Genomic DNA, 19,283 nt, shown 5'->3' on the forward strand with positions numbered 1-19,283 from the left:
CTCGCTCTCACAGGAGGTTGATGGCGGGATCAGGATTTGGCGGCAGCCAGGATCAGCGCTTTCATTTCCGATACCGCCGACTTGAACCCGACGAACAACGCATGGGCCACCAGTGCATGGCCGATGTTCAGTTCGTTGATACCCTTGATCGCCGCGACGGCTTCAACGTTGTGGTAGTGCAAGCCATGGCCGGCATTGACGATCAGGCCCTGGGCCAGGCCGAAGGCGACGCCGTCGGCTACGCGCTGCAGCTCATCAGCCACGTCCGTTGGCGTTTCGGCATCGGCGTAACGGCCGGTGTGCAGTTCGATGGCCGGGGCGCCAACACGCTTGGAGGCTGCGATCTGCCGCTCGTCGGCATCGATGAACAACGATACCTCGGCACCGATCTTCGACAGTCGCTCCACCGCCGCCATGATCCGCGCTTCCTGCCCTGCCACGTCCAGGCCGCCTTCGGTGGTCAATTCCTGGCGCGTTTCCGGCACCAGGCAAATGTGCGCCGGGCGGATGCGCTCGGCGAACGCCATCATTTCTTCGGTCACGCCCATTTCGAAGTTCATGCGGGTTTGCAGCACGTCCTTGAGCAGCAGCACATCGCGCTCCTGGATGTGGCGACGGTCTTCACGCAAATGCACGGTGATGCCGTCGGCGCCCGCCTCTTCGGCATCCAGTGCAGCCTTGACCGGATCCGGGTAGCGCGTACCGCGGGCCTGGCGCAGGGTGGCGACATGGTCGATGTTCACGCCGAGAAGAATGCGATTGCTGGTGCTCACGAAAAGACTCCTGAAGGGACAAATAGTCGGCCCACAGCATACGGGTTGATCAGGGCTTGCGAAACAGCTCGCGACTGACCAGCGGCCGGCCACCCAAATGAACCGCCAAGGCCTGGCGCATCAGGCGCTTGGCCGCCGACAAAGCGCCCGGCGCACTCCAGTCGGCCTCGGCCATGGCCAGAAGCTCAGCGCCGTTGAACAGCCCGGGCTGCAGCAGATAGACCTGCTCCAGGCCCGCATCCACCTGCAAGCGGTACAGGCCGTCGGCGGCGATGGGTTCGCCATGCAGGTCGGTGTTCAGGGCAAAGCCATAGCCGAGGTCGTCCAGCAGCCGCCATTCGAACGAGCGCAGCAGCGGTTCCAGCGCACGGCCTTCGGCCAGGGCCAACAGCGTGGCAGCGTAGTGGTCGAAGACGGCAGGATGAGGATCTTCGGCGGGCAGCAGGCGGATCAGCAATTCATTGAGGTACAAGCCACTGAACAGTGCCTCGCCGTTGAGCCACGCCGCCACGCCATTGCTTTCCATGCGCCCGACATTCTTCAGCTCGCCCCGCCCCCGGAATTCGACTTCCAGCGGCACGAACGGCCGCGCCAGCGTCCCGGCCTTGCCCCGCGCCCCGCGCAACACCGCCCGCAACCGCCCTTGCGGCGTGAGGAAGTCCACCAGGGCGCTGCTTTCACGGTAGGCGCGCGAGTGCAGGACGTAGGCGGGTTGGGCGATGGGTTGGGTGGGGGACATGGGAATCGCAGTTCTCAATGAGCGAGCACAGTTTTACAAGCAACCCCAAACCAATGTGGGAGCGAGCTTGCTCGCGATAACGGACTTTCAGTCAACATCCATGTTGAATATCAGGCCCTCATCGCGAGCAAGCTCGCTCCCACAATGGTTCTCGGTGTATCCGGTTATGCGATCAGAGGTCGCCGTAACCCAGCGAACGCAACGCCCGCTCGTCATCGGACCAGCCACCCTTCACCTTGACCCACAGGTTGAGCATGATCTTGGAGTCGAACAACAGCTCCATGTCCTTGCGCGCTTCGGTGCCGATGCGTTTGATGCGCTCGCCCTTGTCGCCGATGATGATTTTCTTCTGGCCGTCACGCTCGACGAGGATCAACGCATGGATATGCAGGGTCTTGCCCTGCTGCTTGAACTCTTCGATTTCCACGGTGATCTGGTACGGCAGCTCGGCGCCCATCTGGCGCATGATTTTTTCGCGCACCAGTTCCGCGGCGAGGAAACGGCTGCTGCGGTCGGTGATCTGGTCTTCGGGGAAGAAGTGATCGTTTTCCGGCAGGTGCTCGGCAATCACCCGCTCCAGCGCGTCGAGGTTATGCCCATGCTGGGCAGAAATCGGGATGATCTGGGCGTTCGGCAGCTGTTCCTGCAACCAGGACAGATGCGGCATCAGCTCAGCCTTGTCTTCGATGCGGTCGGTCTTGTTCAGCGCCACGATCAGCGGACCGGTGACGTACTGGACGCGCTCGAGAACCATCTGGTCTTCGTCAGTCCACTTGGTGCGATCGACCACGAAGATCACTACATCGACATCTTTCAACGCCGCCGAAGCGGTCTTGTTCATGTAGCGGTTCAAGGCCTTTTCACCGCCCTTGTGCATGCCCGGGGTGTCGACGTAGATCGCCTGCACGGCGCCTTCGGTCTTGATCCCCAGCATGTTGTGGCGAGTGGTCTGGGGCTTGCGCGAGGTGATCGCCAGCTTCTGGCCCAGGATGTGGTTCAGCAGCGTGGACTTGCCCACGTTCGGCCGGCCGACAATGGCGACATAGCCGCAGCGGGTGACGGTTGTATCAGTCATTGCCATTCTCCACGCCCAGGGCAATCAGTGCTGCGGCGGCCGCTACCTGTTCGGCAATACGACGACTCACACCCTGACCTCGGCTTTTTTCATTCAATAAGACCACTTCGCATTCGACGAAGAAGGTTCGGCAATGCGGCTCACCCTGGATGTCCACGACTTCGTAGCGCGGCAGCTCGCAACTGCGTGATTGCAGGAATTCCTGCAAACGGGTTTTCGGGTCCTTGTTGGTGTCCACCAGCGTCAGGCTGTCGATCTCGGAAGTCAGCCAGGCCAGCACGCGCTCGCGCGCCATTTCCATGCCCGAATCCAGGTAGATCGCGCCAATCAACGCTTCCAGGGCGTCAGCCAGGATCGACTCACGACGGAAACCGCCGCTCTTCAATTCACCGGAGCCCAGGCGCAGATATTCACCCAGGTCAAAACCACGGGCCAGTACGGCCAGGGTCTCACCTTTTACCAGGCGCGCGCGCAAACGCGACAACTGGCCTTCGCGGGCCAACGGGAAACGTTCGAACAACGCCTCGCCAGCCACGAAGTTGAGGATGGCATCACCGAGGAATTCCAGGCGTTCGTTGTTGCGCCCGGCAAAACTGCGGTGAGTGAGGGCCAGGACCATCAGTTCCTGGTCCTTGAAGGTGTAGCCGAGCTGACGCTCGAGACGACTGAGAGAAACGCTCACGGTTTACCCACGCTGAGTTCGTGGCTGGATTCCACCGCCACGGCGGCAAGGCGCCGTTGGCTTGGGACAATTAACGCTGTGTTCAAAAATGACGTCCTGACTATCGTTGGCTTCATGCCTTCGGGCAGCCTTGTGCAGGCTCCAGAAATGCATTCGGCGCTGTGTTCAACAGCGCCGTGTGTGATTACTTGATCAGGCCAACCCGCGAAAAATTCGGCAGGTGACTGAGTTTGGGTTCCGGCCAGCTCATCCAGACCGCAAAGGCCTTGCCGACGATATTCCGGTCGGGGACCATGCCCAGCATGTCCTTGGGAATGTTTGGATCATCCCAGTAACGGCTGTCGTTGGAGTTGTCGCGGTTGTCGCCCATCATGAAATAGTGCCCGGCCGGCACGGTCCACGAATGGTCCGGCGTAGCACGGTAGCGGCTCATTTCCTTGCGGATCAAATGCTCGACCTCACCGAGTTTTTCCTGGTAGAGCTCGGCACTGCCCAGTGTGCCCGGCTCGGAGCCGATCAGCTGTTCGGCCACCAGTTCACCGTTGACGAACAGACGCTTGTCGGCGGTGTAGCGGATCTTGTCGCCCGGCAGGCCGACCACACGCTTGATGTAGTTGACGTTCGGGTCGCTGGGGAAGCGGAACACCATTACATCGCCGCGTTGCGGGTCACCGACCTCGATGACTTTCTTGTCGATCACCGGCAGGCGGATCCCGTAGGAGAACTTGTTCACCAGGATGAAATCGCCCACGTCCAGGGTAGGTTTCATGGAACCGGATGGGATCTGGAACGGCTCCACCAGGAACGAGCGCAGCACCAATACGATGAACAACACCGGAAAGAACGACTTGCCGTATTCGACCAGCAGCGGTTCCTTGTTGAGCTTTTCGATCACCACACCATCAGGCTGGCTGACGCTGCCCTGATAGGAGGCGATGGCTGCCCGGCGCCGAGGCGCCAGGAACAACAGATCAAGCAACGCCAACAGGCCGCAGACGAACACGGCGATTACCAGCAACAGCGGGAAATTTAGCGACATAGGACCTAACTATCCAACCTGAGCACCGCAAGGAAGGCTTCCTGTGGAATTTCCACGTTACCGACCTGCTTCATGCGTTTTTTACCGGCCTTCTGCTTTTCCAACAGCTTGCGCTTGCGGCTGACGTCGCCGCCGTAGCATTTGGCCAATACGTTCTTTCTGAGCGCCTTGACGGTTGTACGCGCCACAATCTGCCCGCCAATGGCGGCCTGGATTGCCACGTCGAACATCTGCCGCGGAATCAGTTCCTTCATCTTTTCGGTCAATGCACGACCTTTGTAATGCGCGTTGTCACGGTGCACGATCAATGCCAGGGCATCGACTTTCTCACCGTTGATCAGCACATCCAGCTTCACCAGATTAGCCGATTGATAACGATCGAAATGATAGTCCAGCGAAGCATAGCCGCGACTGGTGGATTTCAGGCGATCGAAGAAGTCCAGCACCACTTCGTTCATCGGCAGGTCGTAGGTCACTTGGACCTGGCTGCCAAGGAACAGCATGTCGTGCTGTACGCCGCGCTTTTCAATGCACAGGGTAATGACGTTGCCCAGGTGCTCCTGAGGCACAAGGATGTTGGCTCGCACGATCGGCTCGCGCATATCCTCGATAGCGGACAGGTCTGGCAACTTGGACGGGTTGTCGACGTAAATGGTTTCGCCGTTCTTGAGCAGCAGCTCGAAGATTACGGTCGGTGCCGTGGTAATCAGGTCCAGGTCGTACTCGCGCTCCAGGCGCTCCTGGATGATTTCCATGTGCAGCATGCCCAGGAACCCGCAACGGAAGCCGAAGCCCAGGGCGTCGGAGCTTTCCGGGGTGTATTGCAGGGACGAGTCGTTCAGCGTCAGCTTTTGCAGGGCTTCGCGGAAGTCTTCGAAATCGTCGGAGCTGACCGGAAACAGGCCGGCGTAGACCTGCGGCTGGATCCGCTTGAAACCGGGCAGCACATCGACGTCGGGAGTGGAGCTCAAGGTCAGGGTGTCACCGACCGGCGCCCCGTGGATGTCCTTGATGCCGGCGATGATGAAGCCTACTTCACCGGCCTTCAGGTCGACCGTGGCGGTGTGTTTCGGATTGAATACACCGACGCTGTCCACCAGGTGGATCTTGCCGGTGGATTTGACCAGGATCTTGTCGCCCTTCTTCACGCGGCCATGGCGCACACGAACCAGGGACACCACACCCAGGTAATTGTCGAACCAGGAGTCGATGATCAACGCTTGCAGCGGATCTTCGATGTTGCCGGTCGGCGCGGGAATGGTGTGCACCAGGCGCTCGAGCACTTCGTCCACGCCCAGGCCGGTCTTGGCGCTGCAGGTGACCGCGTCGGTGGCGTCGATGCCGATGATCTTCTCGATTTCTTCCTTCACGCGGTCCGGATCAGCCTGGGGCAGGTCGATCTTGTTCAGCACCGGCATGACTTCCAGGCCCTGCTCGATGGCCGTGTAGCAGTTGGCAACCGACTGGGCTTCGACGCCCTGGCCGGCGTCGACCACCAGCAAGGCACCTTCACAGGCCGCCAGCGACCGGCTGACTTCATAGGTGAAGTCAACGTGGCCCGGGGTATCGATGAAGTTCAGCTGATAGGTGATGCCGTCGCGGGCCTTGTAGTAGAGGGTAACGCTGTGGGCCTTGATGGTGATCCCGCGTTCACGCTCCAGATCCATGGAATCCAGGACCTGGGCTTCCATTTCACGCTCGGCCAGGCCGCCGCACATCTGGATGAAGCGATCAGCCAGCGTCGACTTGCCATGGTCAATGTGGGCGATGATGGAGAAATTGCGGATATGACTCAAATCACTCACGGATCAACACTCAAAAAGGCTGCAGGCATGGCCCGCCGAAAAATAGCCGGGAATTGTACCTGATACAGCGCGCAAGCGTCACGTTCGCCTGTCGATGAGCACTTGTGGCGAGGGGACTTATCCCCGCTGGACTGCGTAGCAGTCCCAGGATCTATCAGCCATTGCGAGGTATCAGGCAGAACGCAGGGGGCTGCTTGGCAGCCCACCGGGGATAAATCCCCTCGCCACAGAAGCTCCCCCGCCACAGGAAATTGGGGTCAACCGGCCCGACGCAGCAACCAGAGCCCTGCCAAGGCACAGACAGCGGCCGGCACCAGCACCGCAAACAGCGGCGAGAAACCGAACACCAGGCTCGATGGCCCCAGCAGATCCTGGGCAATACGGAAAGTGAAGCCCACCAGCACACCAGTAAACACGCGCTGGCCAAGGGTCACCGAACGCAGCGGGCCAAAGATGAAGGAAATCGCCATCAGCACCAGGGCAGCGGTGACCAGCGGCTGCAACACCTTGACCCAAAACGCCAGCCAGTAGCGGCCGTTGTTCAGGCCCTGGTCCGCCAGGTAGTGGATATACCCCCACAACCCCGTAATCGACAGGGACTCCGGCGCCATCACCACGGTGCTGAGCAATTGCGGGCTGATCGACACATCCCATCGCTCTTGCGGGGCGGTGACCACCTCGGTGCGCTTGTCGTGGAACAGGGTGGTGGTGACATCGCTCAGTTGCCAGTGATCGTCGGCGAACTTGGCGCGCTTGGCGAAGCTCGACGACAACATGTGCCGCTGCCCGTCAAAGCGATAACGGGTCACGCCATACAGGATGCCGTTGGGCTGGACCGAGTTGATGTGAATGAACTCATCGCCCTGGCGGTGCCACAGGCCGTGCTTGGCGCTTTGCGCATCGCCACCGCCCTGGGCCAGGGAGCGGTTGGCCTGGGCGGTATTCTCGGTGGCCGGGGCGATGTATTCGCCGATCAACACCCCCACCAACATCAGCACCAGCATCGGCTTCATCACCGCCCAGACGATCCGACCAATGGACACGCCAGCGGCGCGCATGATGGTCAACTCGCTGTTGCTGGCCAGGCTGCCCAGGCCGATCAGACAACCGATCAGCGCGGCCATCGGCAGCATGTCGTACAAACGCCGCGGCGCAGTCAGCAGCACGTAGCTCGCCACGTCCGCCAGGGTATAGGTGTCGCTGACGTCGCTCATTTCATCGATGAAGGCAAACAGGGTCGCCAGGCCAAGAATGATCCCCAGCACTGCAAGGATCGCCATGAACACGCTGCTGCCGATGTAGCGGTCGAGTTTAACCACGGGCCACCTCCAGCGCGCTACGGCGACTGGCCAGCTTCAGGCGTAGCGGCTCCCAGTAGAGCAACCCCAGGCCGATGGCCAGGAAGATCGAATGCACCCACCACAAGCCCAGGGCTGGCGGGATCTTGCCTTTCTCCAGCGCACTGCGGGCGGAAATCAGGATGGTCAGGTAGGCCATATAGAGAAGAATCGCCGGCAACAGCTTGAGGAAACGCCCCTGGCGCGGATTGACGCGCGCCAGCGGGACCGCCATGAGGGTGACGATGAACACCAGCAGCGGCAGTGACAGGCGCCATTGCAGCTCGGTGCGCGCACGGATGTCGTTGCTACCCAGCAAACTGGCGGTAGGCATGGCATCGCGGTCGGTGACTTCGTCACTGGCCTCGGGCTTGGGCAGCAGCACGCCATAGGTGTCGTACTTGATGGCTCGATAGTCGGCCTGGCCAGGCTTGCCGTCATAGCGGTAGCCGTTTTCCAGGATCAGGTAACGATTGCCGTCCGGGTTGATTTCCTGGCGGCCCTTCTCGGCCACCAGCACGGAAATGCCGCGATCCTTCTTGGTATCGGAAGACAGGTTCTTTTGCGTGATGAAGACACCGCCCAGGTCGATCCGGTCGTCCGACAGCTGCTCGGTGTAGGTGACGCGGGTACCGTCGCGCAACGCCTGGAAGCGCCCAGGCACCAGGGTGTCGAATTCGGTCATGGCGTCCTGCTTGTTGATCAGCAGTTGGAACTGGTTGGCACCCTGGGGCGACAGGCTCAGGCTCAGCCAGGCCACCACCAACGCCACCAGCGTGGCCGGGAACAGCGTGATGCGAAACAGGCGCTGCTGGCTCATGCCGGTGGCCGACAGCACGGTCATTTCGCTGTCCAGGTACAAGCGACCATAGGCCAGCAGAATGCCAAGGAACAACCCCAGCGGCAGGATCAGTTGCAGGAAGCCGGGCAGGCGAAAGCCCATGATCAGGAACAGGGAGCCCGGATCCAGAGCGCCAGAGGCCGCCTGGGCGAGGTATTTGATGAAGCGTCCGCTCATGATGATGACCAGCAGCACGGCGCTCACGGCGCTCAGGGTCAGCAGGACTTCACGGGATAGATAACGAAAGACAATCAAACCAGACACTCCAAGGTTGTCAGGCTAAGGCGGCCAAACAAGCAAACGTATCGAGCCGGTCCGCCAACGCGAACCGCCGAAAAAAGAGCCGCATTATCCTGTGATTGGAGGCGCCTGTCACTGCGCACGCTTTAAACCGCCGCTTAAAGCCGCAAAGTAGCATTGCTAGTGGGGTTGTCAGGCTCGGGCGCCGGGGTTCAAACTGCGGCCTTTGTCGCCGGCAATACCGGCGCTTCTTTTATATAGAAGAAGCTCGCTCAGCGCGCCATTGTCTAGGCGCCTGGCATCTTGACCATTGACTCAGGGATCCGGACATGGAACTGGTTGTAAAAAGCGTCAGCCCAGAAACGTTGAAAACCGCCACACTGGTAGTCGCCGTCGGTGAAAACCGCAAACTCGGCGTGGTCGCCACCCAGCTCGATACCCTTAGCGGCGGCGCCATCAGCGCCGTGCTCAAGCGCGGCGACCTGGCCGGCAAAGTCGGCCAGAGCCTGTTGCTGCACAACCTGCCCAACCTCAAGGCCGAACGCGTGCTGCTGGTAGGCGTGGGCAAGGATGCCGAACTGGGCGACCGTCCCTTGCGTAAAATCATCGCCGGCGTGCTGAGCACCCTCAAGGGCCTGGGTGGCGTTGATGCCGCACTGGCGCTGGACGAACTGGTGGTCAAGGGTCGTGACAGCTACGGCAAGAACCGACTGCTGGCCGAGACCCTGGTGGATGGCGAATACCAGTTCGACCAGTTCAAGAGCCAGAAAGCCGAACCCCGCGCCCTGAAAAAAATCACCCTGCTGACCATCAAGGCCGCCCAGGCCGAAGTCCAGCGCGCCGTGACCCACGCCACCGCGATTGCCAATGGCATGGCCTTCACCCGCGATCTGGGCAACCTGCCGCCGAACATCTGCCACCCGACGTTCATGGGTGAACAGGCCAAGGCCTTGGGCAAGGAATTCAAGGGCTTGAAAGTCGAAGTCTTCGACGAAAAGAAAATCAAAGACCTGGGCATGGGTTCGTTCTACTCCGTCGGCCAGGGCAGCGCCCAGCCGCCGCGCCTGATCGTCATGCAATATAACGGCGGCAAGAAATCCGAGAAGCCTTACGCGCTGGTGGGCAAGGGCATCACCTTCGACACCGGCGGCATCAGCCTCAAGCCCGGTGCCGGCATGGATGAAATGAAGTACGACATGGGCGGCGCCGCCAGCGTGTTCGGCACCCTGCGGGCCGTGCTCGAACTGCAATTGCCGATCAACCTGGTATGCATTCTGGCCTGCGCCGAGAACATGCCAAGCGGTACAGCCTCGCGTCCGGGCGACATCGTCACCACCATGAGCGGCCAGACCGTGGAAATCCTCAACACCGACGCCGAAGGCCGCCTTGTGCTGTGTGACGCCCTCACGTACTCCGAGCGCTTCAAGCCGCAAGCGGTGATCGACATCGCCACCCTGACCGGCGCCTGCGTCGTCGCCCTGGGCGCTCACACCTCGGGTTTGCTGGGCAACAACGACGAACTGATCGGCCAACTGCTCAGCGCCGGCCAGCAAGCCGACGACCGCGCCTGGCAGTTGCCACTGTTCGACGAGTACCAGGAGCAACTGGACAGCCCGTTCGCCGACATCGCCAATATCGGCGGCCCGAAAGCCGGGACCATCACCGCGGCGTGCTTCCTGTCGCGCTTCACCAAGAACCTGAACTGGGCGCACCTGGACATCGCCGGCACGGCCTGGACCAGCGGCGGCAAGGACAAGGGTGCCACCGGCCGTCCGGTGCCCCTGCTGACCCAGTACCTGCTGGACCGCGCCAAGGCCTGACACCGATGACCGCCGATGGCGTCGCCTGCCGGTGGCGCCATCGGCGACTCAGGAACCGCAATGACCAAAGTCGATTTCTACATCCTGCCCAGCGCCGATCCGTCGGCGCGGCTGGACTTCGCCTGCAAGCTCACCGAAAAGGCCTGGCGCATGGGCCATCGCATCTACCTGCATTGCAGCGATGCCGCCCAGCGCGAGGATCTGGATGCACGCCTTTGGGCCTTCAAGGGCGAAAGCTTCGTGCCCCACGGCCCGGCCGAAAGCGAGCCCGAGGGCTTGATCGTGCTGGGGCTGGGGGATGACTGCGGTCACCACCAGGACCTGCTGGTCAACCTTGACCTGAAGGTGCCGGCCTTCGCCCAGCGCTTCGCCCGAGTGGCGGAAGTGGTGGTGGAAGACCCGGCCATCCGTCAAGCCGCGCGGGAGAGTTTCCGCTTCTACCGCGAACAAGGCTATCCTCTGCAAGACCACCGTTTACAGCGACTCTGAGCCTACGATGGACACTCCAAAACCGCCGCAAAAGCCCACGCACCTGCTGGACGACCTCGAGTCGATTCGCCAACTGCTCGGCGACGACAACCTGCAACCACCGCTGTTGACCGATACGGTGGAGCACGCCCCCGTACACGACGAACAGATCCCGCTGTTGTTCGAACCGATCACCGGCCAACCCGAACCCAAGCCTGCCGCCAAGACCGAGGCCAAGGGTCCTGACGCCCTGCTGCACCTGGACAGCGAACTGCGCGCAGCCGCGCAATTGATCATGCAAGACGTCATCGACGACTTCGCCCCGCACATCGAGACCGAGATCAAGCGCCGGCTGGATGCGCGAATGGAGCGGTTGTTGAGTCAGTACGAGTAATATTCGACGCCTGATTGAATGCACTTCCTGTGGGAGCGAGCTTGCTCGCGATGGGGCCGGCACATCCAATATCGGTGCAGGCTGAACCACTGCGATCGCGAGCAAGCTCGTTCCCACAGGGCTCACAGTGCCCACACATATGCCCCACTTGCCGCTCGCTGCGTGTGGCTTGCATCTCCCCCGCCCGCTATACTTCCCGGCTTTTCCTGAATAAATGCCAATAGGGTCCCGCCGCGCATGGATAAGACCTACCAGCCGCACGCCATTGAAACTTCCTGGTACAACACCTGGGAGTCCGAGAATTATTTCGCTCCGCAAGGCGCGGGCGATTCCTACACCATCATGATTCCGCCGCCGAACGTCACCGGCAGCCTGCACATGGGTCACGGTTTCAACAACGCGATCATGGACGCCCTGATCCGTTTCCGCCGCATGCAAGGCCGTAACACCCTGTGGCAACCGGGCACCGACCACGCCGGTATCGCCACACAGATGCTGGTGGAACGGCGCCTCGAAGCCCAGGGCCAGAATCGCCATGACCTGGGTCGCGAGAAATTCCTTGAGAAAGTCTGGGAATGGAAAGACGAGTCCGGTGGCAACATCAGCCGCCAGATCCGTCGCCTCGGCTCGTCCGTGGACTGGAGCCGCGAGCGCTTCACCATGGACGATGGCCTTTCGGAAGCGGTGAAAGAAGCTTTCGTGCGCTTGCATGAAGACGGCCTGATCTATCGCGGCAAGCGCCTGGTCAACTGGGACACCAAGCTGCACACGGCCATTTCCGACCTTGAAGTGGAAAACCACGACGAAAAAGGCTTCCTGTGGAACCTGAAATATCCACTGGCCGATGGCGCGAAAACCGCCGAAGGCAAGGATTACCTGATCGTCGCCACCACGCGTCCGGAAACCATGCTGGGCGATGCCGCCGTAGCGGTGAACCCGAATGATGAGCGCTACAAGGCCCTGATTGGCAAGTTCGTCGAACTGCCGTTGGTTGGCCGGCGCATCCCGATCATCGGCGACGACTACTGCGACCCTGAATTCGGCACCGGCTGCGTGAAAATCACCCCGGCCCACGACTTCAACGACTACGAAGTCGGCAAGCGCCACAACCTGCCGCTGCTGAACATCTTCGACAAGAATGCCAACGTCCTGCCCGCCGCCCAGGTGTTCAACCTCGACGGCACGCTGAACGACAGCGTCGATGGCCAGATTCCGGCCGAATACGCCGGCCTGGACCGCTTCGAAGCGCGCAAGCAGATCGTCGCGGCATTCGATGCCGCCGGCCTGCTGGTCAGCGTCGACGACCACGCCCTGAAAGTCCCGAAAGGCGACCGTTCCGGTACCATCATCGAGCCGTGGTTGACCGACCAGTGGTACGTGTCCACCAAGCCGCTGGCCGAGCCGGCAATTGCCGCCGTGGAAGACGGCCGCATCCAGTTCGTGCCCAAGCAATACGAAAACATGTACTTCTCGTGGATGCGCGACATCCAGGATTGGTGCATCAGCCGTCAACTATGGTGGGGCCATCGCATCCCGGCCTGGTACGACGAGTCGGGCAAGGTCTATGTCGGCCGCGATGAAGCCGAAGTCCGCGCCAAGCACAACCTCGGCCCGGACGTGGCGCTGCAACAGGACAACGACGTTCTCGATACCTGGTTCAGTTCGGGCCTGTGGACCTTCTCCACCCTGGGCTGGCCGCAGCAGACCGAGTTCCTGAAAAAATTCCACTCCACCGACGTATTGGTCACCGGTTTCGACATCATTTTCTTCTGGGTCGCCCGGATGATCATGCTGACCATGCACCTGGTGAAAAACGAAGACGGCACACCGCAAGTCCCATTCAAGACCGTCTACGTCCACGGCCTGGTGCGCGATGGCCAGGGCCAGAAGATGTCCAAGTCCAAGGGCAACGTACTGGACCCGCTGGACATCATCGACGGTATCGACCTGGAAACCCTGGTGCAAAAACGCACCTCCGGCCTGATGCAGCCCAAACTGGCGAAGAAAATCGAGAAAGCCACCCGCGAAGAATTCGCCGAGGGCATCGCCAGCTACGGCACCGACGCCCTGCGTTTCACCTTCTGCTCGCTGGCATCCACCGGTCGTGACATCAAGTTCGACATGGGCCGCGTCGAAGGCTACCGCAACTTCTGCAACAAGATCTGGAACGCCGCGCGCTACGTGCTCGACAAAGGCGAAGACTGCGGCCAGAACGGCGAAGCCTACGAATTGACCCTGGCCGATCGCTGGATCATCTCGCAGTTGCAACGCACCGAGGCCGAAGTGACGCGCCAGCTTGATCAGTTCCGTTTCGACCTGGCCGCGCAGGCCTTGTACGAGTTCATCTGGAACCAGTATTGCGACTGGTACCTGGAACTGTCCAAGCCTGTGTTGTGGGACGAAAACGCACCGGTCGAACGCCAGCGCGGCACCCGTCGCACCCTGGTACGCGTACTGGAAGTGGCCCTGCGCCTGGCTCATCCATTCATGCCGTTCATCACCGAGGAAATCTGGCAGCGCATCGCACCACTGGCCGGCGCCCAAGGCAAGACGATCATGCTGCAACCTTGGCCGGTGGCCAACGAAACACGTATCGATCCGGCGGCCGAAGACGACATCGAATGGCTCAAGACCTTCATGCTGGGCCTGCGTAACATCCGCGCCGAGATGAACATCGGCCCGGGCAAGCCGCTGACCCTGTTCCTGAAGAACGCCAGCGCCGAAGACCTGCGTCGTCTCCACGAAAACGAGGCGCTGCTCAAGAAACTGGCGAAGCTCGAATCGGTGACCGTCCTGGCGGCTGGCGAAGAAGCGCCGTTGTCCGCTACCGCCCTGGTGGGTGAGATGGAAGTGCTGGTGCCAATGGCCGGCCTGATCGACAAGGCAGCGGAACTGGCGCGCCTGGACAAGGAAATCCTGCGTCTCAAAGGCGAAGTGCAGCGGGTCGGCGGCAAGCTGTCCAATGCCGGCTTCGTCGACAAGGCCCCGGCCGAAGTCATCGAGAAGGAACGGGCCAAACTGGCCGAGGCCGAACAGGCCTTGGGCAAGCTGGCCGAGCAGCACGCGCGGATTGCCAGCCTGTAACGGTGGCTCGCAATGAAGAAGGAGGTCCTGATGGACCTCCTTTTTTATGCCTGGCACTTTCTTACAACCAATGTGGCCCACTGTGGGAGCGAGCTTGCTCGCGATGACGGAGGGTCAGCATGCATCAATGTTGAATGTAGCCCCGCCATCGCGAGCAAGCTCGCTCCCACAGTAGATAGTGTTGAGCGTTGCAGTTGGGTTCACAGGGGCCGGATGTGGGACAATACCCGCCACTTTTTGAACCCTCCCCGAATCGACCCGCCCATGACTGCCCCCCGCACACCCAAACCCGCCCGGCAAAAGCCCAAACCCGCCACCGAGGCCAAAGCCGTGGCGCCGCGGGAGAAGGCCAGCCTGCATCCGCGCAACCGCCACCAGGGCCGCTACGACTTCCCGGCGTTGATCAAGTCCACGCCTGAATTGGCCAAGTTCGTGATCATCAACCCCTATGGCAAGGAAAGCATCGATTTCGCCAGCCCCGAGGCCGTGCGGGTGTTCAACCGGGCGCTGCTCAAATCCTTCTACGGCATCGCCCATTGGGATATTCCGGCCGATTACCTGTGCCCTCCGGTGCCAGGTCGTGCAGACTACGTGCACTTTCTCGCCGACTTGCTCGCCAGCCACAACAACGGTGAAATCCCTCGCGGGGCCGCGGTGAAGGTGCTGGACATCGGCACCGGCGCCAACTGCGTCTATCCGCTGATCGGCTACAGCGACTACCGCTGGCACTTCCTGGGCTCGGAGATCGACCCGACGGCCATCGCCTCGGCCAAGGCGATTGTCCAGTCCAACGGGCTGAACAAGGTCATCCAGTTGCGCCAGCAAGCCAATCGCAAGCAGATCCTGCTGGGCTTGCTGGAGGACGCCGAGCAATTCGACCTGACCATGTGCAACCCGCCGTTCCACGCGTCCCTGGAGGAAGCCACCAAGGGCAGCCAGCGCAAGTGGCGAGCATTGGGCAAGGCCGATCCGAAACGCAAGCTGCCGGTGCTGAACTTCGGTGGCCAGGCGGCGGAGCTGTGGTGCGAGGGTGGGGAAGCGCGGTTCGTCACACAACTGATCAGCGAAAGCGCACAACTTGCCAACCAGGTGCTGTGGTTCAGCACACTGGTGTCGAAGGCGTCGAACCTGCCGGCGATCCAGGGTGCGTTGAAAAAGGCCGGCGCGCTGCACAGCCAGGTGGTGGAAATGTCCCAGGGGCAGAAGCAAAGCCGTTTCGTGGCCTGGACCTTTCAAACCGAGGCGCAACAACAAGCGTGGCGCCAGTCGCGCTGGGTCCGCAAGGGCTGAATCCCCTCACCACAGGCCACTTTATCCAAGGCAACAAAAAACCGTGCCCGGATCGCTCCGCAGCACGGTTTTTTTTTGCAGCGATCTTACTTGTTGACCGCGTCGGTCAGGCCTTTGGCCACAACCAGCTTGATCACTTTCTTGGCAGCGATTTCGATGGCAGCGCCAGTCGAAGGGTTGCGGCCAGTACGGGCAGGACGCTCGGTGACTTTCAGCTTGCCGATACCTGGCAGAGTGATTTCGCCGCCATTTTCCAGCTGATCGGCAACGATTTGGCCCAGTTGGTCCAGAGCGTTACGCGCGGTGGTTTTCGGCGCGTCGATTGCTTCAGCGATGTCAGCGATCAGTTGGTCTTTAGTAAGAGCCATGTAGTGTTCCTTCCCTATCAAATTCATATGGATTGCAGAGTGCAGTGTCAGCCATCGAGCCCGATCTTTCTGGATCAGGCACCCTCGGCAATCACCACGACGGATCGGGGTAATAGATGCCGAAAACCGGGTTTGGTTCGACCTGACAGATGCTGAATGCACGCTTAACGCAGTGACTTCGCGTAAGACCGGGCAAAACTAGCACAACGCCTCTGAAATATCCGCTTCTAGCTACCCATTTGGTCAGCTTTCTTGCGCTAAAACGGTAAAAAATTGCATATGACCTGTCGCGAGGCCCTGAAAGGGGCTTTGCTGGGTTCCAAAACCAGTGATTGCGGTACACTGGGCCTTTTTTGGGGAGCGCCCTCCTCCTCTCTTTCATCAGCCGAGAAACCCATGCCGATCCGTCATTGCATCGTCCACCTGATCGACAAAAAACCCGACGGCACGCCCGCAGTGCTCCACGCCCGTGACTCCGAACTGGCAGAGTCCACGGCCATCGAGAACATGCTCGCCGACCTTAACGAGAGCTACAACGCCAAACAAGGCAAGGCTTGGGGCTTTTTCCATGCCGAGTCCGGGGCGCATCCGTTCAGCGGCTGGCTGAAGGAGTACCTCGACGGCGGCAAGGATTTCACCGCGTTCAGTCGCGTGGCGGTGGAACACCTGCAAAAGCTGATGGAAGAGTCCAACCTGTCGGTGGGCGGTCACGTGCTGTTCGCACATTATCAACAGGGCATGACCGACTACCTGGCAATCGCCCTGCTGCACCACAGCGAAGGCGTGGCGGTGACCGATGAGCTGGACGTGACCCCATCCCGGCACCTGGACCTGGGCCAATTGCACCTGGCGGCGCGGATCAACGTGTCGGAATGGCAGAACAACAAGCAATCCAAGCAATACATCTCCTTCATCAAGGGCAAGAATGGCAAGAAGGTCTCGGAGTACTTCCGCGACTTCATCGGCTGCCAGGAAGGCGTCGACGGCCCCGGTGAGACCCGCACCCTGCTCAAGGCCTTCAGTGACTTCGTCGAAAGCGAAGACCTGCCGGAAGACGATGCCCGGGAAAAAACCAAGACCCTGGTGGATTACGCCAGCAGCCAGGCCAAGCTCGGCGAGCCGATGGGCCTGGAAGAACTGTCCGAGCTGATCGACGAGGATCGCCCGAAAGCCTTCTACGACCACATCCGCAACAAGGACTACGGGCTGTCGCCGGAGATCCCGGCGGATAAACGCACCCTCAACCAGTTCCGCCGTTTCACCGGCCGCGCCGAAGGCCTGTCCATCAGCTTCGAAGCGCACCTGCTGGGCTCCAAGATCGAGTATGACGAAGAAGCCGGTACGTTGATCATCAAGGGCCTGCCGACGTCGCTGACCGATCAGCTCAAGCGGCGTAATTGATGCTCGGTGGGGTACTGAAGAAGTTTCTGCTGGTTCTGCTGGTGGTGGTGACTTACCAGAACTGGGGCAAGATCGAGCGGGTGTTCAACCCGTCGCAGATGCTGCCTGAACAGATCCGGGCCGATGCCCGGGTCGTGCTGTATGCCACCGACTGGTGCGGCTACTGCAAGGCGACCCGACGATTCCTGGATGAGAAAGGCGTGCCGTTTCGCGAGTTCGATATCGAGAAGGATGCCGAGGCGCGCAAGGCCTATGAGGCGTTGGGCGGTCGAGGGATTCCGATTCTCGATGTGAACGGCACGTTGATTCGTGGGTTTGAGCCGGAGAATATTCTCAAGGCGTTGTCCGCGACATAGGGTTGTTCGCTAACGGGGATGTTGGGGTCTGATTTCCTCATCGCGAGCAGGCTCGCTCCCACAGTGAAATTGTGGTGGCCACAGGATTCATGTCCGCCGTGAATCATTGTGGGAGCGAGCTTGCTCGCGATAGCGGACTGACATTCAACATCAATATTGACTGATCTGTCGCCATCGCGAGCAAGCTCGCTCCCACAGGGTCATTGGTCGTTCATCGAGCCTCGATCCGAAACCCAAACCGCGGAAAGTGCACATGCACCACCCCGCCGCGCGCGTCTTCGCGGCGCAGGATCAGCTCCTCGCGACCGGCAAACAGCAACTCCCCGACCACAGGATCGACGCCGTAGTCAGTCGCAGCGATGCTCACTTGTTGCCCCGGCGCAAACCCGTTCGGCTCTTCGAACGACTCATCCGGCAGCGCTGCCGGTGTCGCGTTGCGGGCAACGTCCAAGGCTTCTTCGGCACTCATCTGACTCGACGCGCCATGGCCGAAACCCAGCACTCGCGTGAACCACGCCGAAACAGCCGGATACGCGTCCACCAGCGGCGAAGTTACCGGGGTGCCCTTGAGGAACCACAGCGGATGGGCCATGGCGAAGTCGGCAATCGACGGATCACCCAACAGGAAATCGCCCTCCTCGCGCTGCAACTGTTGCTCCAGGCGGGCCATGATCGTCGGCCACTGGTGCTTGGCCTGATCGGCGGGCAAGCGCGTGGTCGTGCCGCCACTGAACAGCCCGGCGCGGTCGCTGATGAACGCCTTGATGGCTTCAGGCGATAGCTTGGCGAAACGCACCGCCACCGACTCAGGCTGGAACACCAGGCTCACGGCATGCTGGAACACCACCGAGTCGGCCCAGGCAGCAAAGGATGCAGCCAGCATCTCCCGACCTTCGGGGAACAGGGCCGGCGAGGCTTTTTCCTGCTCCAACCGACGGGCGATCAGCGACGTATCGCAATAGACATCCGCGCCGATCTGCAATACCGGTGTCTTGCGATAGCCACCCGTCAGTGCCGTCAGGTCAGGCTTGGGCATCATCGGCGGGATACTCACCGAACGCCAGGACAGGCCCTTGAAGCCCAGCAACAGCCGGGCTTTTTCCGCGAAAGGAGACGTCGGGTAATGATGAAGAATCAACTCTGGCATGGGATTGGCCACTGCTGGAAGGAAGTCCCGCAGCTTAGCGCGCCATGGACGCAGCGCCCACCCTCCTGATAAAGACTTATCAGTGCGGCTGATGGAGCTGCGTGGCACTCGCCACCAGGCATTCCTTGGCGCTTTTCCTGAGCTTTTTGATCAGTCGCTCCTGGCGCAGGGCTTCGCCCTTGTCGCGACAGGCTTCGGTGTACACCAGCGCCACCGCCGGGCTCGAGAGAAAGAAGCGCGCGCCCTTGCCACTTTGATGCTTGGCGAAACGCCGCACCGGGTCATCACTGATGCCGCAATACAGCGAGCCGTTGGCGGCCCGCACCAAGTAGACGAACCAGGGCTTGCCCGGTTCGGTCGTGGCTTGCACAGGCAGATCGGAAGATGGATTGGTGGTCGTCACGACAGGTTCAACGGGCGCAAA

18 protein-coding genes are annotated in these 19,283 nt (G+C 60.9%); 7 read left to right on the top strand and 11 right to left on the bottom strand.

All coding sequences use genetic code 11. From position 1 onward, the window contains the following. Window positions 1-29: 29 nt before the first annotated feature. From pdxJ to lptF, 8 genes are all read right to left on the bottom strand, one after another. Complete coding sequence (gene pdxJ, locus J9870_RS23720) at window positions 30-773, bottom strand: pyridoxine 5'-phosphate synthase (RefSeq protein ID WP_210640627.1); 744 nt, start codon at window positions 771-773, stop codon at window positions 30-32. A gap of 49 nt (window positions 774-822) precedes the next feature. Beyond that, window positions 823-1,512: a DNA repair protein RecO gene (gene recO / locus J9870_RS23725; protein WP_210640629.1), complete on the bottom strand. Its 690-nt coding sequence runs from the start codon at window positions 1,510-1,512 to the stop codon at window positions 823-825. Window positions 1,513-1,684: 172 nt separating this feature from the next. After that, a complete protein-coding gene (gene era / locus J9870_RS23730) occupies window positions 1,685-2,587 on the bottom strand; it encodes a GTPase Era (protein WP_063324534.1) in 903 nt (300 codons plus the stop codon). Then, window positions 2,580-3,269: a ribonuclease III gene (gene rnc, locus J9870_RS23735; protein WP_210640630.1), complete on the bottom strand. Its 690-nt coding sequence runs from the start codon at window positions 3,267-3,269 to the stop codon at window positions 2,580-2,582. The genes era and rnc overlap by 8 nt, the downstream gene beginning before the upstream one ends. A 184-nt stretch (window positions 3,270-3,453) precedes the next feature. Beyond that, entirely contained in the window at window positions 3,454-4,308 is an 855-nt protein-coding gene (gene lepB / locus J9870_RS23740; protein WP_210640632.1) for a signal peptidase I, read from the bottom strand. A gap of 5 nt (window positions 4,309-4,313) precedes the next feature. Beyond that, complete coding sequence (gene lepA, locus J9870_RS23745) at window positions 4,314-6,113, bottom strand: translation elongation factor 4 (RefSeq protein WP_210640640.1); 1,800 nt, start codon at window positions 6,111-6,113, stop codon at window positions 4,314-4,316. A gap of 257 nt (window positions 6,114-6,370) precedes the next feature. Then, window positions 6,371-7,432, bottom strand: coding sequence for an LPS export ABC transporter permease LptG (gene lptG, locus J9870_RS23750; protein WP_210640642.1), 1,062 nt, complete (start codon window positions 7,430-7,432; stop codon window positions 6,371-6,373). Beyond that, on the bottom strand, window positions 7,425-8,546 hold the full coding sequence (gene lptF / locus J9870_RS23755; protein ID WP_210640644.1) for an LPS export ABC transporter permease LptF: 1,122 nt from the start codon (window positions 8,544-8,546) through the stop codon (window positions 7,425-7,427). The genes lptG and lptF overlap by 8 nt, the downstream gene beginning before the upstream one ends. A gap of 314 nt (window positions 8,547-8,860) precedes the next feature. On the opposite strand from lptF, the gene J9870_RS23760 reads away from it, so the two are divergent. From J9870_RS23760 to rlmF, 5 genes are all read left to right on the top strand, one after another. After that, window positions 8,861-10,351: a leucyl aminopeptidase gene (locus J9870_RS23760; RefSeq protein WP_210640646.1), complete on the top strand. Its 1,491-nt coding sequence runs from the start codon at window positions 8,861-8,863 to the stop codon at window positions 10,349-10,351. Window positions 10,352-10,411: 60 nt separating this feature from the next. After that, window positions 10,412-10,840, top strand: a complete 429-nt coding sequence (locus J9870_RS23765; protein WP_210640648.1) for a DNA polymerase III subunit chi — start codon at window positions 10,412-10,414, stop codon at window positions 10,838-10,840. A 7-nt stretch (window positions 10,841-10,847) separates the two neighbouring features. Continuing rightward, window positions 10,848-11,213, top strand: a complete 366-nt coding sequence (locus tag J9870_RS23770) for a DNA polymerase III subunit chi (protein WP_210640651.1) — start codon at window positions 10,848-10,850, stop codon at window positions 11,211-11,213. 237 nt (window positions 11,214-11,450) lie between these two features. After that, complete coding sequence (locus tag J9870_RS23775) at window positions 11,451-14,297, top strand: valine--tRNA ligase (protein ID WP_210640658.1); 2,847 nt, start codon at window positions 11,451-11,453, stop codon at window positions 14,295-14,297. Window positions 14,298-14,561: 264 nt separating this feature from the next. After that, window positions 14,562-15,587, top strand: coding sequence for a 23S rRNA (adenine(1618)-N(6))-methyltransferase RlmF (gene rlmF, locus J9870_RS23780; protein ID WP_210640660.1), 1,026 nt, complete (start codon window positions 14,562-14,564; stop codon window positions 15,585-15,587). A gap of 86 nt (window positions 15,588-15,673) precedes the next feature. Here the strand turns inward: rlmF and J9870_RS23785 are convergent, their stop codons facing one another. Beyond that, on the bottom strand, window positions 15,674-15,955 hold the full coding sequence (locus J9870_RS23785) for an HU family DNA-binding protein (RefSeq protein WP_007905514.1): 282 nt from the start codon (window positions 15,953-15,955) through the stop codon (window positions 15,674-15,676). 396 nt (window positions 15,956-16,351) lie between these two features. Between J9870_RS23785 and yejK the strand changes: the two genes are divergently transcribed. Both yejK and J9870_RS23795 read left to right on the top strand, forming a co-directional pair. Continuing rightward, on the top strand, window positions 16,352-17,356 hold the full coding sequence (gene yejK, locus J9870_RS23790) for a nucleoid-associated protein YejK (RefSeq protein ID WP_014340016.1): 1,005 nt from the start codon (window positions 16,352-16,354) through the stop codon (window positions 17,354-17,356). Then, window positions 17,356-17,712, top strand: coding sequence for a glutaredoxin family protein (locus J9870_RS23795; protein ID WP_210640662.1), 357 nt, complete (start codon window positions 17,356-17,358; stop codon window positions 17,710-17,712). Before yejK ends, J9870_RS23795 begins: the two co-directional genes overlap by 1 nt. Window positions 17,713-17,923: 211 nt before the next feature. Here the strand turns inward: J9870_RS23795 and J9870_RS23800 are convergent, their stop codons facing one another. Beyond that, complete coding sequence (locus J9870_RS23800) at window positions 17,924-18,859, bottom strand: glutathione S-transferase family protein (RefSeq protein WP_210640664.1); 936 nt, start codon at window positions 18,857-18,859, stop codon at window positions 17,924-17,926. A 79-nt stretch (window positions 18,860-18,938) separates the two neighbouring features. Continuing rightward, on the bottom strand, window positions 18,939-19,262 hold the full coding sequence (locus tag J9870_RS23805) for a GIY-YIG nuclease family protein (RefSeq protein WP_135847039.1): 324 nt from the start codon (window positions 19,260-19,262) through the stop codon (window positions 18,939-18,941). Window positions 19,263-19,283: the final 21 nt, after the last annotated feature.

Origin of the sequence: Pseudomonas sp. Tri1 (assembly GCF_017968885.1) — a bacterium.
Lineage (GTDB): Bacteria > Pseudomonadota > Gammaproteobacteria > Pseudomonadales > Pseudomonadaceae > Aquipseudomonas.

Bases quoted from the DNA above. Each gene is read 5' to 3' on its own strand.
- J9870_RS23770 (WP_210640651.1), top strand. From the start codon at position 10,848: ATGGACACTCCAAAACCGCCGCAAAAGCCCACGCACCTGCTGGACGAC.
- J9870_RS23795 (WP_210640662.1), top strand. From the start codon at position 17,356: ATGCTCGGTGGGGTACTGAAGAAGTTTCTGCTGGTTCTGCTGGTGGTG.
- J9870_RS23800 (WP_210640664.1), bottom strand. From the start codon at position 18,859: ATGCCAGAGTTGATTCTTCATCATTACCCGACGTCTCCTTTCGCGGAA.
- yejK (WP_014340016.1), top strand. From the start codon at position 16,352: ATGCCGATCCGTCATTGCATCGTCCACCTGATCGACAAAAAACCCGAC.
- J9870_RS23785 (WP_007905514.1), bottom strand. From the start codon at position 15,955: ATGGCTCTTACTAAAGACCAACTGATCGCTGACATCGCTGAAGCAATC.
- J9870_RS23775 (WP_210640658.1), top strand. From the start codon at position 11,451: ATGGATAAGACCTACCAGCCGCACGCCATTGAAACTTCCTGGTACAAC.
- J9870_RS23760 (WP_210640646.1), top strand. From the start codon at position 8,861: ATGGAACTGGTTGTAAAAAGCGTCAGCCCAGAAACGTTGAAAACCGCC.
- rlmF (WP_210640660.1), top strand. From the start codon at position 14,562: ATGACTGCCCCCCGCACACCCAAACCCGCCCGGCAAAAGCCCAAACCC.
- J9870_RS23765 (WP_210640648.1), top strand. From the start codon at position 10,412: ATGACCAAAGTCGATTTCTACATCCTGCCCAGCGCCGATCCGTCGGCG.
- recO (WP_210640629.1), bottom strand. From the start codon at position 1,512: ATGTCCCCCACCCAACCCATCGCCCAACCCGCCTACGTCCTGCACTCG.
- lepB (WP_210640632.1), bottom strand. From the start codon at position 4,308: ATGTCGCTAAATTTCCCGCTGTTGCTGGTAATCGCCGTGTTCGTCTGC.
- era (WP_063324534.1), bottom strand. From the start codon at position 2,587: ATGACTGATACAACCGTCACCCGCTGCGGCTATGTCGCCATTGTCGGC.